Consider the following 13,429-nt stretch of genomic DNA (forward strand, 5'->3'; position numbering starts at 1 on the left):
GGGAACGCTTGTTTAATCAAAGAAGTATTTAAACAAATTAGCGATTCCGGATTCTTTTTTATTGTTAGACGATGTATCCTTTTGCTTTACTGCCCGTTTCTGTTTCGTCTGCTTAGGTACATCATGCTCAGCTGGCTGAACCGAAGCAGAAATCTCTTTTCCTTGTATTTTCGCATTGTTGTATGCAAACTTCAAGATACCAACGCCACAGGTGAATTGCGATTCTCTTACACCTATGTAGTCTGGTATAGCAATACGAACGTTGGATTGGTATACATCCTGGGCAAGCTCCAATGCACCTGGGACGCTGATTGTTCCACCGGTTAGGACATATCCGCCTGCTAGCTCTCTGTATCCCCTTTTTCTGATTTCTCTTTCAGCATATGCATAAATTTCTTCTAATCTAGCTTCAATCATATCAGATATCTGCAGTTGATTAAATGTTTGTTTTTGATTGCTGCCGATAATTGTTGCATCAAACGTTTCCTCTTCTCGTGCGTCATCAAAAAAAGCATGTCCATAATTCAATTTAATTTGTTCAGCTTCCTCAGATGAAGTACGGAGTCCAATGGACAAGTCCTTGGTTATATTGTCTCCGCCCAATGCAATGACACTCGTGGCTACTAGATGGTCATTTTCAAATACAGAAACCGTTGTGCTTCCGCCGCCTACATCAATCAATGCCACTCCCAGATTCTTTTCGTCTTTGGAAAGTGCAATCGAACCGGCAGCCAACGGTTGTAGACAAATATCAAGCACTTCGAGGTTGGCTCTTTCCACACATTTCAAAATATTATGTAACAAAGTCCTTGAGCAAGTAATGATCGTTCCTTCCATTTCCAGCCTAACACCTATCATTCCCCGTGGATCATTTATTTCATCCAGGCCATCTACAATGAACTGTTTCGGTACTACATCAATGATCTCTCTCTCAGGAGGAATCGAAATTACTTGTGCTGCGTCAATTACTCTGCCGATGTCTTCATTGCCTATTTCCCTATTTTCACTTGAAACTGCGACTACTCCATGGCATGGCTGCAATTGAATATGGTTGCCATTAATGCCGACAACGACCCGGTCAATATGCATATCTACCATTCGTTCTGCTTGCTCAACAGCCGTTTTTATCGATTGCACCGTTTGATCTATATCGACGATGGCACCTTTTTTCATTCCATTGGATGCTGCTGTACCGACGCCTATTATATTCAAGGAATCGTTAAGCACTTCCCCAATTATCACTTTAATTTTCGATGTACCTATATCCAAGCTGACTAATATTTCGCTGTTGTTCAAAAGAAAGGCACCTCCCAGTCTAAAACATTTTGAATAATTCACATCTTATCGAACAATTTTATTTTTTACAAAGAAAATAAGCTCTCTTATTAAGTAAAACATTTCTTGACAGTAAAGTATATGGAAATTTTAAGCTATCTGGGGACTGTTATCAATAAAAATTATCAATAAAATAAAAATCAGCATCTAAAGGTGGCGGCAACCATCTAAATAGCCAACTTAGCTTATATTCCCATTCTACTACGAAGATAAACTCGTTTAACTACTACCATATTCTACAGATAGCAGCGAATTCCTGTTATTTTCTTCGCCACTTTGCCAATTTCTTTGAGATATATTTTTTATCGATGACAAATCGTCTGATTGCCGCGATATTTTGAAACAACCGTACACCGAATGCAAAAACTGCGGCTAAATATAAATCGATCCCCAACTGGACACCTATAAACGCAAGAAGTGCCGCGAGCAAAATATTAAAGAAGAAACCACTCAAAAAAACTTTTTCATCGAATTTCTCCTCTAAGTAAGCCCTTATTCCACCGAACAGTGTATCAAATGCTGCCAATACGGCAATAGACAAATAATCCGCGTACATTTCAGGAATGCGGATATCTGTAAGCAAGCCCAATCCTATACCGATAATCAAAAATAATATAGGAAGCCACATTACTCATCACCCGTTTCTTCCAACACTCGCATGGATTCGATTTGGAAAGGTTCCTGATAACCAGTTAAGTGGACCTGTTCTTCATATCTTATTTCCATATCGAGATTTTCTATGGCAAAGTCGTCCTTGGAATGGCTAACTTCCATATAATCCTTTAGCTTTTCAGGATTTGCCGCCAACACTTTTATTTCCAGTGGAACAGAAGGCAATGGATGGTTATTGACATACGTTTCTCCGTTAACCGAGCGTACCGGTGTTACATCGACAATCCGCTCATTTGCTACCTGAATATCTGTCGCGCCGTATGTATTCAGCTCGTTGATCAGGCGGTTGAGCAAATCCGGAGCGATGGCAGGGTATGGCTGCCCACCCTCTTTTTCAACAAAGATTGGCGAAATGTCAATAATGATTCCTGGTTCTTTTAAATCCGTCAAACCCGCTTCGCTCCTCAAATTTTCCAATGAATTCTTTAACGTTTGAACCTTTTCAGATTCAGAGTTTGCCTCGTACTGATCAATTGTCTGTTCTGCATCTCTTATTTGCTGATAAAGATTCTGCTGAAACTTCTGCTCTTCTTGCAGCTGCGACCTAACTTCCCATAAATCTCTTGTATCCCGCTCGTCGGGTTCCCGATTTGTTTGGAATTGAATGGCAACCATTAGGCCGATCAGGCCAAAAACAAGGGAAATAATTAATTTGTGTTTGAATCTCACTGTTATCCCCTTTCCTGGTCGACTCTTGCACTCATCTGGATGTTTTCCATTTTTTCCATTTCCACTTCAATATTGTCACTGATCAATTCATCTACAAGGCCATCGGTTAAATTAATGCTTGAGTACATGACTTCCTGGTCCCCAATTGCCGAAATGGTAAAAGGAGCAGGATGGGTAACCCCATCTACAGAAATAACCGGACCAACACAATTTATAAAACTGTCCCGAAATACGCGTTGGCCATTTATAGAAACCGCTTCTGCCCCCGCACTAAGTAATTCGTTTACTACCCGATGAATGTGGCGTTCATGAACAATATATTGATTGGCGTTTTCTTCCGAAGGTACATAGTCGGAATCACTTAAGGTTATCCGGACTCCTCTTCCGGTAACAGGTAACTCTCCGGTAATCATTTGCAATTCCAATTTACGATCGACATAATTGTCGATTGTTTCGGTTTGCCCACCCAACTCTTCTTCAAGATTTTGTATCTCTTTTCGTTTGTTTTCCAAATCCTGTTTCAATTCCCGATTTTTTTCTTCCAGATTAATCAGCTGTTGTCGATAGTAATAATCCTTTTCCCACTCCTGATCATTGAGCTGTACTACTTTCGAATCCTGCTTGGTATGTTCGTAACTAATGGCTACTAAGAAACCGGAAACGAGTAGAACCAACGACAGAATGACATGCCTACCCCTCAGCTTCATCCTGATCACCTTCTTCTGTTACCTGATCTTCTTGATCTTCCTCTTGTTGATAGGATTCAAAGTAAGCTCCCACTCCTATATGGATGATTCCTTCACTTCCAGGCTCCAATTGTGCCACGATGGAAGGATAAGCTTTCATTTTCGCAGAAAAGTTACGAATCGTTCCTTCGACTTCATAGCCGTCATTCATAAAAAGAGTGATTTTATAAGGATTTTCCTCTGTCGGTTCCCAATTGATTTCCGAAATCAGCCTAACAATGCTCGTGGGCAGACGCTGGAGTTCTTTCGTCATTTCCTGCAAATACGTTTCCTTCGTGAAGCCGGACAGTAGAGGAGCATCTCCTTTTGCTATTTTCATTTTTTCCTGCTTGAGACTTTTTCCATTCTCCAAAACCGGATAATAGGCACCGTCTTCCATTACGTATCCTACCCTATTATATTCCTTTATTTCTATTTGGATAGTTGTCGGAAATCTCCTTTCCACTTCCGCTTTTCTAATGACCGGATGTTCTTGAATCTTGTCGCTTACAGCTTGTTTGTCCACATTCCAAAAGTTGTCTTTGGTCGACAACCCACTCAACGTTTTTACTTCTTGGCTGTCTATGTACTGGTTTCCATTTATGAGAACATGACGAACTTGGCTTAATGGTGATTGCAAATAGACTACGATGGAAATTAAAACAAAGAAAATAGAAAGATAAAAAATCAATCGGCGGTTCGCTTTTTTCTTACGTGCTTGTTTCAGCTTCGGTATTCGGTCTTCTATGGACACTACTTTTTTTCGACTCATTTTTTATCTTCCTTTACAAATTAAAGATGCGTTGACGAAACAACATAAATGGGGTTTTAAAACTGAAACATAAACAAACGACATTTAGGATGCCGTGATGGTTGTTTCTGCTAAAATTATATCATATTTTCCGAATGCTTCGTTATGTTTTAAGGTGATACTTTCGTCACAAATCTGCTACTTCACCCAATACACGCTTAATCTCAATTCAATTTGCAGTTTAAGGAAAGAAGTTGATAAAAAACTGCGACATAGTTTGAAGGCGTCTTCCTAACTACCTGCATTTATTGAGATGGGGGTTGGCGCTGCGGAAATACCCTGCGCTTTCCGCAGGCAGCTGGTGAGCTTTCTTCGAGCTAACGCTCTGCGGGATTTCACCGGGGCCTTTCCTCCCGCAGTGCAGGTATCTCGGGCGGGGCGAGTAACCGCGGTCCCAAGGAAGACTGTGGCAGCGATCCATCGCACGAAGAAAAGCTTTTTGTATTTTCGAGGAGTCTCCGGGTTTTTCCTCCACTGGGCCAGCTTCTAGAGTAAGCTGCCGAAGCGGTGATTAACACTCTTTTTGAATAGGCAATAGAACTTTCCGTTACAATTAACTGGTAAAAATAAACAAGGACACTGTTTGCTGGGCGGTATTTTCATAAAATAATAAGAGGCCAAATCACATAGGATTCGACCTCTTGCCTTGCAAGTTGACCTGACGAAAAAATCAATACTTTGCATACCGGCTGATATTTAATAAAATCCCCATAGAACATAACGTCAACGTGAGAGAGGAACCTCCGTAACTCAGGAAAGGAAGCGTAATACCTGTGACTGGAATCAGGCCGATTACAACACTGACATTTATCATAATTTGCAGGGTAACCATCCCGACAATTCCTAACCCAAGCAAACTCCCAAATGTGTCAGGCGCTGCCAACGAAACGCGGATTCCCCGCCATAAAAACAAGCCGAAAAGCATGATTAGAAATGTCCCACCGATAAAACCAAGTTCTTCTGCGAGAATGGCAAAAATAAAATCGTTATGTGGTTCGGGTAGATAAAAAAACTTTTGCAGACTTTGCCCAAGCCCTAACCCCATCAACCCGCCAGGACCAATCGCATATAAAGATTGAATGATTTGAAAGCCATTCCCTAAAGGATCCTCCCACGGATTTAAAAAAGCTGTAATCCGGTTAATCCGATAGGGAGCCGACAAAATCAAACCGAGAAACCCTGCAATTCCGAGTATTCCCAGCCCTAAAAAATGCGTGATTTTCGCTCCTGCTACAAACAACATGACAAAGCAGGTCAGTACAAGGACAACACCAGTCCCTAAGTCTGGCTGCAACATGATGAGCCCGAAAGCAGTAAATATCAGCAATAATGCAGGGAGAAAGCCTTTTTTGAAAGAAGTGATGTATTTTTGATTGCTTGCCAAATAAGTCGACAAGAATATAATTAACCCAAGTTTCATAAATTCTGAAGGCTGAATGCTGAAGGCTCCAACCCCGATCCAGCTTCTAGCTCCTCCCCTAACTAAACCAACACCAGGAATCAACACAGCCAACAACAAAATAAAACAGATAAAAAGCAATGGTTTGGCATATTTCTGCCAAGCAGAATAAGGTACGTTCATGACTACCAACATAGCTGCAATACCTGCTCCAGCAAATAACAGCTGCCGTTTCACAAAGAAAAATCCATCATCAAATTTATATTCTCCCCAGATTGCAGAAGCGCTGTAAACCATGACCACGCCAATTGTGAGTAGGGTTAAAATTGTTATTACCAGCAGATAGTCTGGAGAATCTTTTGCATCATTCACCCATTTCTTTGCCAAAAAAACACCCCCAATTCCCTTTCGTAAATCGGTATTGGGGGTGAGTAGTCCAAGCCCCCTACTCTAATGTATGCACAGCTTTCATAAACATGTCTCCTCTTTCCTCGAAAGTGCGGTATTGATCCCAGCTTGCACAAGCGGGTGATAACAAAATCACATCTTCCTCCAAGGAAAGCTGATAAGCTTTGCGGGCAGCTTCTTCTACGTTTTTTGCATATTCAATTGTTTTGATTCCTGCATTGCTCGCTGTTTCTGCTATTTTATCTGCAGTCTCTCCAAAAACGATGACCGCCTTGACACATTCCAATGAAGGGATTAAGTCAGCAAAAGAACCGCCCCGGTCCAGGCCGCCTGCCAATAAGATAGTTGGCTGACTGAAGGAAGACAACGCTTTGCTGGTTGCCAGTATATTGGTAGCCTTGGAATCATTGTAAAATAAACGTCCATTTACATTGCTGACAAACTGAAGACGGTGTTTAACGCCAGTAAAAGTATTCAGTACTTGCCTGATTCCATCATTATCAGCTCCGCTTAATTTGGCCGCACTGACAGCAGCCATGATATTTTCCAAATTGTGGCTGCCGACAAGTACGATATCCCCCAAAGAGATGACCGGTTCTTGTTTAAAATACAAATACTTGTCATCACACCAGGCGCCACCCGGTATTCTTTGAGTTTTGGAAAAAGGTACTTTCACTGCAGCGGATTGAGCTGCGATATCCGAAATTTCGTTATCATCTGCATTATATACGATAAAATCATCTTCGGTTTGATTCTTCATAATGCCAGCTTTCGCTTGCTTGTAATTCTCGAACGACTTATGGTAATCCAAGTGGGCTTCAAACAGATTGAGCAACACCGAAATCTTCGGTTTGAACTGATCTATCCCCAGTAATTGAAAAGATGATAATTCAATAACCATCCATTCATCCTCGGCCATGTTCCGGGCAACTTCACAAGAAACATTACCGATGTTCCCAGCAAGTTGAGTTTTACAGCCACTTTGGTTGAGCATTTCATAAATCAGTGTTGTTGTTGTTGTTTTTCCATTGGAACCAGTGATCCCTATAATGGAATCATTTACGAGTCTTCCTGCCAATTCCACTTCCGTAATAATCGGAATCTTCCTGTTTTCCGCTTCCCGGACCACGGGATTTTCGTAAGGAATTCCCGGATTTTTCACTAACAACTCAACACCTTCCAATACAGAAAGCGGATGTCCTCCAGTTACTACTTCGATTCCTAAACCCGTTAATTCTTGCACCTGATCACTGTCCTGATCAGCTTTCAAATCATTTACCCGTACTTCCTTCCCACTGTCATGGAGCAATTTAGCTGCAGCAGTGCCGCTTTTCGCAAGTCCGAGTACAAGGACTTTTTCATATGGAAAGTCAATCAATGTTTTCAAAATGACCACACCTCGATATAAATCCCGAGTGCTGCAAATACAAGTCCCACCAGCCAAAACGTCGTTACTACACGCCACTCAGACCATCCCATCAACTCATAATGATGGTGTAAAGGGCTCATTTTGAACACCCGTTTGCCTGTTGTTTTAAAAGATATAACTTGAATAATGACAGAGAGTGTTTCGATGACAAAAACACCGCCAATGACTATCAGCAGAATTTCCATCTTTGTAAGAATGGCTATCGCTCCAATAGCTCCCCCGAGAGCTAGCGAACCGGTATCGCCCATGAACACTTTCGCAGGATGTGCATTGAAGACCAAAAAACCGAGTAAGGCTCCGACTACTGCCAAAGAAAATATGGTTACTTCGAATTGCGTAAACCCATACCATGCAAGAATGCCAAAAGCACCGAAAGCTATAGCCGCTGTTCCCGCCAGCAAGCCGTCGAGCCCGTCAGTTAAATTTACGGCGTTGGAAGATCCAACCAGTATGACAATAATTAAGATTGCATAAGCCCAGCCCAATTCCCATTGAATATTTGTACCTGGAATTTGAATATAGGTAGGGAAATCGTTCGCTTTTAAAATAAAGTAGAAAACCAAAGAAATAACAATCTGTCCAGCCATCTTCTGCTTGGAAGTCAATCCAAGATTCCTTTTCATTGCTACCTTGATAAAATCATCCAGAAAACCGAGCAGGCCAAAACCTAGTAAAACGATTAACAGTAATACAATTTGGAAGCCGAATGGGTGCGGATTAAATTTCCCAATCATCACCAGTGTCGTGATTGCTACACTGAGGAGAATCATAAGCCCCCCCATTGTCGGTGTTCCAGTCTTTTTCATATGGGATTTCGGACCTTCTTCTCTAATACTTTGTCCAAACTTTAATCTACGTAAGAATGGGATAAATACTGGAGAAATCAGGACGGTTATCAGAAAAGATATTGCCATGGTCATTAGTAAAACATATTCATTCACAGGTATTTCCTCCTTTATTGCAAAAACCCGCCCATTTTGTTCTTTCTAGTTATTGCTTAGCAATGTCTTTAAGCATCGTTTCCAGCTTCATTCCTCTGGATGCTTTTAGTAGGACAAGGGTGCCATCCTCTAGTAGTGGCAGGAGAGCAGTTGTCAAATCATCAAGCGAATCGAAGTGCTGAACCAGACGAAGTTCATTCTGTTTCGCATCCGAAATTTCACGCGCATTGCTGCCTACTGTAAACAATACATCGATTTCCTGATTAATGGCTGCAGCAACTTGCCGGTGGAGAGCAGAAGCCTGCTCTCCCAGCTCAAAGATATCTCCTAGTACAAGCACTTTCCTTTGATAGCCAGCTAATTGCTGAACGACATTGATTGAAGCTTTCATTGAGGTAGGAGAAGCATTATATGCATCATTGATGATCGTCGAATGGTTCCTTCCGCTCATAAATTCAAATCGCATACCAGTCAATTCCAGATCCGACAACGAAGACTTGATGTATTGTTCCGGTATACCTAATTGATTAGCGATTGCTATCGCGAATAATGCATTCTTAACATTATGTTCTCCAAGCATATTTAATTCATATGCGATTTGCCCATTAAACTGAAAAGTGGTTTTATCCGAATACATTCGAATGTGGTCGGCTGTTATCTGGTTGTGTGGTTGAAAACCACACCCGATGACATCCTCCCTTTGTTTCAAAGGAGACAGCAGCGCTTCATCTCCGTCAATAAATAGGCGGCCATCCGATTTTAATCCGGCTAAAATTTCCGATTTAGCCTGAGCGATTCCTTCCCTTGAACCTAAATATTCAATATGGGATTCTCCGATATTGGTAATCACCGCATAATCCGGTTCCGCTATTTTAGACAACAATTCAATTTCGCCAAATCCGCTCATGCCCATCTCCAAAACGAGCACCTCTGTTTGTGGCGGCATCGACAATATCGTTAATGGTACACCTATATGGTTATTAAGGTTTCCCTTTGTCCGATGTGTCCGATAGTAGGAGCCTGTTACTGTTCCAACAAGATCCTTGGTTGTCGTTTTTCCGTTAGAACCGGTAATTCCGATAACGGTCGGATTGATTCGTTTACGATATTCGCGGGCAAGCAGTTGCAGTCCTTCCAGCGTATCATCCACATAAAATACCGGGAAACCGGCAGGCAGGAATTCAGGTAGTTCTCTGTCTTTTGCCCATAAAATTGCAACAGCCCCATTATCAAAGGCTCCCTTTAAAAAATCATGTCCATCGAAGGACTCCCCGACCAAGGGGATGAATAACGATTTATGGCTTTGTCTGCGGCTGTCTGTGATTACCTCATTTATTTCGATGCCATCCTGAACAGCACCTTTGCAATCATCAAACACATCCGCCAAAAATTCTGTGGTAAACAACATGATTCAATTCTCCTTATTCCAGTTAAACTTGATGGCATTTGCTGCTACCAGTCTATCATCAAAATCATGAACCTCTCCCTTAACCAGCTGATAGGTTTCATGGCCTTTTCCGGCAATCAGTACAATGTCATCTTTTTCTGCCAGCCGTATTGCTTCATCAATTGCCTGCTGGCGATTCTCGATTACCTGAAAATTATTCCCTTGGAGACCAGCCACCATATCGTTTAAGATAGCCTGTGGATCTTCTGTACGCGGGTTGTCGGAGGTGAAAATAGCCAAATCTGCATACTTAACAGCTGCACCGGCCATCAACGGCCGTTTCGATTTGTCTCTGTCTCCACCGCAACCAACAACGACATATACTTTCCTCTTCACAAAAGAGCGGATTGTTTCCAAGACGTTTTCAAGAGAATCAGGGGTGTGGGCGTAATCCACAATCACTCCGAACGGTTGACCAAGATTCACAGGTTCGAACCGTCCACTAACACCTGTAGTAGATTCCAGTGCCCTTTTTATCGTATGTAACGGAATCCCGGTACAAAGAGCAGCAGAAGCCGCCGCAAGCATGTTATATACGCTGAAGTTCCCCATCAACTTACTAGTGATGCGTACTTCTTCATCAAACGTTTTTAACAAGAAAGTGGACCCATTGGCATCAAGCTTGACGTCAATAGCTTGAATGTCTGCCTGCTTTTCTATTCCATATGTGATGACAGGTTGAGAAGTACTTTTTATCAGCATTTTGGAATGAGGGTCATCTTTGTTGACGACTGCAAACTTTGGTTTTTTTTCATCATACCTGTTCCCCAGTTGAGAAAACAACAAGCTTTTCGCATGCAAATAATCTTCCATGCTCTCATGATAATCCAAGTGATCTTGAGAAAGGTTGGTAAATACAGCAATATCAAAATCACAACCATAAACCCTTCCTAAGTCCAGCGCATGGGATGATACCTCCATAAAGACAGTATCGATTTTTCTATTTACCATTTGTTGAAAACTTCTTTGCAAGAACAAAGAATCCGGTGTTGTATTCTTGACATCAAAACAGTCGTCTTCCATTTTCATCTGTATGGTCCCGATTAAACCGGTCTTTTTCCGTTGCTCCTTGAATATTGCTTCAAGCAAATAGGTAACAGATGTCTTGCCATTCGTTCCTGTAACACCGATTACGTTGAGCTTCTCGGTCGGATAGTCATAAAATTTGTTAGCTAAAAGGGCCACTGCTTTTGTTGTGTCATTCACGAGAATGACGGGGATGGAAACATCCACAGGTTTCTCGGCGATAACAGCCACAGCACCTTGTTTCTCGGCTTGCTGGGCATACAGGTGACCATCGACTGTGAACCCTTTGATACAAATAAACAAGTCACCTTGTTCGACATTTCTAGAATCTATTTCTAATCCTTTAATTGATAAGTTTTCTATATCTTTCGACTGTCGATAAAAATGCAAAACATCTACAATCTCCGTAAGTTTCATCATTCCACATCCTAACCTTCTAAAAACCAGTTTCTTAAAATCTTCCATGCACATTTTGACTGAATTCCCTTTTTAGCTCACTGTTAATCGCCCAATCGCCACAAGCACAAGACTCCTGTAGACGATTGAACGATTATCATTTTAATTATTTACATCACTTTATTATAACAGAAGTTTTCCCTCTTGGCCGGATGGGTTGTTAATTTTCATCCGGTTTTTTTTCGGAAAGGTATATTCTTACTTCTTTTCCCTGTTCTAGCTTGGTGCCAGGCTTAGGTGCCTGATCAATGATATATTCGCCTGTACCACTTGTTTCGACAGATAGGTTTACCATGTACTCCATCAATTCACTTTTACTTAAACCAATCAAGTCTGGAACCTCTACTAACGGCTGATCTGGCCACTGATATTCCTTATCCAGCCCATCGGCGCGCTTTTTAACACCAAGGGCTCTCAAACTGTCTCCGATAATGCTCCCGACGATCGGAGCTGCTACGACACCTCCGAATTGGACCGTATCTTTTGGATTATCGATAGCAACATAGACGACAATTTCAGGGTCGTCAGCCGGGGCAAAACCCATAAAGGAAACGATATGGTTATTGCTCATATATTTTCCATCTTTTCCTACCTTTTGAGCAGTTCCTGTTTTCCCTCCTACTCGATACCCTTCGACATAAGCACCTCTTCCAGTACCTTTGGCCACGACGCTTTCTAATGCGTCCCTGATTTCTTTAGAAGTTTCGTTGGAAATCACTCTGTTTCGAAGGGTGGGCTCCGTTTTTTCAATAACTTTATTTGTTTTTGGGTCAAGCCATTCTTGGGCGATATATGGTTCATACAAATATCCACCATTTACAGCAGCTGCAACAGCCATTACTTGCTGGATCGGGGTAACCGAAACGCCCTGACCAAAAGCGGTAGTCGCTAATTCGACTGGCCCGATATTTTCCGGTTTGAACAGTATTCCCGTTCCTTCTCCTTGTAGGTCGATACCGGTCTTCTTTCCAAATCCGAAGTCATCAATATAGGAAAACAGCTTCTCCTTTCCCAAACGTTCACCGAGCGTCACAAATCCCGGGTTGCAGGAATTTTGTACGACTTCCAGAAATGTCTGATGACCATGCCCGCCGCTCTTCCAACAATGCAAAGTGGCTCCACCTACCTCGATTGATCCGTCATCATGGAATTCTTCTTCATATAAATCTACAGCATTTTCCTCCAGTGCAGCTGCAAGCGTGATTATTTTAAAGGTGGATCCTGGTTCATACGTACTCCAAATCGGAAGGTTTTTGTTATATACACTTGAATCATAATCCTGGTAATGTTCTGGATCGAAGGTTGGTCTGGAAGACATGCCAAGCACACCACCTGTATTTGGATCCACAGCAATCGCAATAGCCCCATCAGGATTATATTTGGAGACAGCAAGGTCCAGTTCACGCTCCATTATTGTCTGTACCCTGGAATCGATTGTTAGTTTCAAGGAATTCCCATCTACAGGTGGATTATATACATCTGCCAAGTCAGCCATTCGTTGTCCTTTGGCATCGGAAAAATAGGAGAGACTGCCTTTTTCACCACTCAACTGTTCATTATAATACTGTTCCAGTCCCATTAACCCCTGGTTGTCGATTCCGCTGAACCCAAGCACATGAGATAAATAAGAGCCCTTTGGATAGTGGCGTTTGGAATCCTCCGCTATATAAACTCCTTCCATTCCCAATGCCCGGATTGCATCAGCCTTTTCTTCCGAAATTTTTCGCCCTTCCGGATGAACTCTCACAATATTTTCGTTTTTCGTTACCTCTTGGTAAGCCTTTTCCTTGTCCATGTTAAGAATTTTAGCCAGGGAGTCTGCGGTATCTTCCGGATCTTTGATCTGACGAGGAACCAGCATGACAGTGGGCGCAGACACATTTTCGGCCAAAACCTCGCCATTCTTGTCCAAAATCTCGCCGCGCTCCGGTTCAAAAATGATATCACGGCTCCAAAGTTCTTTTGCTTCCCCTGTAAGCCAGTCTCCAAGGACAAACTGTACGTAGCCAAGCCGGATATCGATGATTCCAAAAACTAAAATTCCCAAAAGAAAAACAGTGACTAAACGTTTTCGCATTGTTACATTGGATACTCGTTTCATAGGACATCTC

The 13,429-nt window shown here is 42.1% G+C and carries 11 protein-coding genes; all 11 read right to left on the reverse strand.

Annotation, left to right across the window (positions count from 1 at the left end):
- Window positions 1-12: 12 nt before the first annotated feature.
- Window positions 13-1,296 carry a cell division protein FtsA gene (gene ftsA / locus BLR82_RS02665; protein WP_074597449.1) on the reverse strand — a complete coding sequence of 428 codons (1,284 nt, stop codon included), beginning with the start codon at window positions 1,294-1,296 and terminating at the stop codon, window positions 13-15.
- Window positions 1,297-1,594: 298 nt separating this feature from the next.
- Entirely contained in the window at window positions 1,595-1,963 is a 369-nt protein-coding gene (locus BLR82_RS02670) for a small basic family protein (RefSeq protein WP_074597450.1), read from the reverse strand.
- Window positions 1,963-2,676 (reverse strand): DUF881 domain-containing protein, encoded by a 714-nt coding sequence (locus tag BLR82_RS02675; RefSeq protein WP_083334676.1) that lies wholly within the window; start codon window positions 2,674-2,676, stop codon window positions 1,963-1,965. Before BLR82_RS02675 ends, BLR82_RS02670 begins: the two co-directional genes overlap by 1 nt.
- 2 nt (window positions 2,677-2,678) lie before the next feature.
- Entirely contained in the window at window positions 2,679-3,383 is a 705-nt protein-coding gene (locus BLR82_RS02680) for a DUF881 domain-containing protein (RefSeq protein WP_074597451.1), read from the reverse strand.
- Window positions 3,367-4,173: a cell division protein FtsQ/DivIB gene (locus BLR82_RS02685; protein ID WP_074597452.1), complete on the reverse strand. Its 807-nt coding sequence runs from the start codon at window positions 4,171-4,173 to the stop codon at window positions 3,367-3,369. Before BLR82_RS02685 ends, BLR82_RS02680 begins: the two co-directional genes overlap by 17 nt.
- A gap of 709 nt (window positions 4,174-4,882) precedes the next feature.
- Window positions 4,883-5,983: a stage V sporulation protein E gene (gene spoVE / locus BLR82_RS02690; RefSeq protein WP_074598244.1), complete on the reverse strand. Its 1,101-nt coding sequence runs from the start codon at window positions 5,981-5,983 to the stop codon at window positions 4,883-4,885.
- A gap of 73 nt (window positions 5,984-6,056) precedes the next feature.
- Window positions 6,057-7,406 (reverse strand): UDP-N-acetylmuramoyl-L-alanine--D-glutamate ligase, encoded by a 1,350-nt coding sequence (gene murD / locus BLR82_RS02695; protein ID WP_074597453.1) that lies wholly within the window; start codon window positions 7,404-7,406, stop codon window positions 6,057-6,059.
- A complete protein-coding gene (mraY, locus tag BLR82_RS02700) occupies window positions 7,403-8,368 on the reverse strand; it encodes a phospho-N-acetylmuramoyl-pentapeptide-transferase (protein ID WP_425440889.1) in 966 nt (321 codons plus the stop codon). Before mraY ends, murD begins: the two co-directional genes overlap by 4 nt.
- A gap of 70 nt (window positions 8,369-8,438) precedes the next feature.
- Window positions 8,439-9,797 (reverse strand): UDP-N-acetylmuramoyl-tripeptide--D-alanyl-D-alanine ligase, encoded by a 1,359-nt coding sequence (locus BLR82_RS02705; protein ID WP_074597455.1) that lies wholly within the window; start codon window positions 9,795-9,797, stop codon window positions 8,439-8,441.
- Between the two features lie 3 nt (window positions 9,798-9,800).
- The gene (locus tag BLR82_RS02710) at window positions 9,801-11,279 is read right to left on the reverse strand and encodes a UDP-N-acetylmuramoyl-L-alanyl-D-glutamate--2,6-diaminopimelate ligase (RefSeq protein WP_074597456.1); all 1,479 of its coding nucleotides are present in this window, start codon (window positions 11,277-11,279) and stop codon (window positions 9,801-9,803) included.
- A gap of 199 nt (window positions 11,280-11,478) precedes the next feature.
- Window positions 11,479-13,419, reverse strand: a complete 1,941-nt coding sequence (locus tag BLR82_RS02715) for a stage V sporulation protein D (RefSeq protein WP_074597457.1) — start codon at window positions 13,417-13,419, stop codon at window positions 11,479-11,481.
- Window positions 13,420-13,429: the final 10 nt, after the last annotated feature.

The organism is Sediminibacillus halophilus (assembly GCF_900103695.1).
GTDB classification, from domain to species: Bacteria; Bacillota; Bacilli; order Bacillales; family Amphibacillaceae; genus Sediminibacillus; species Sediminibacillus halophilus.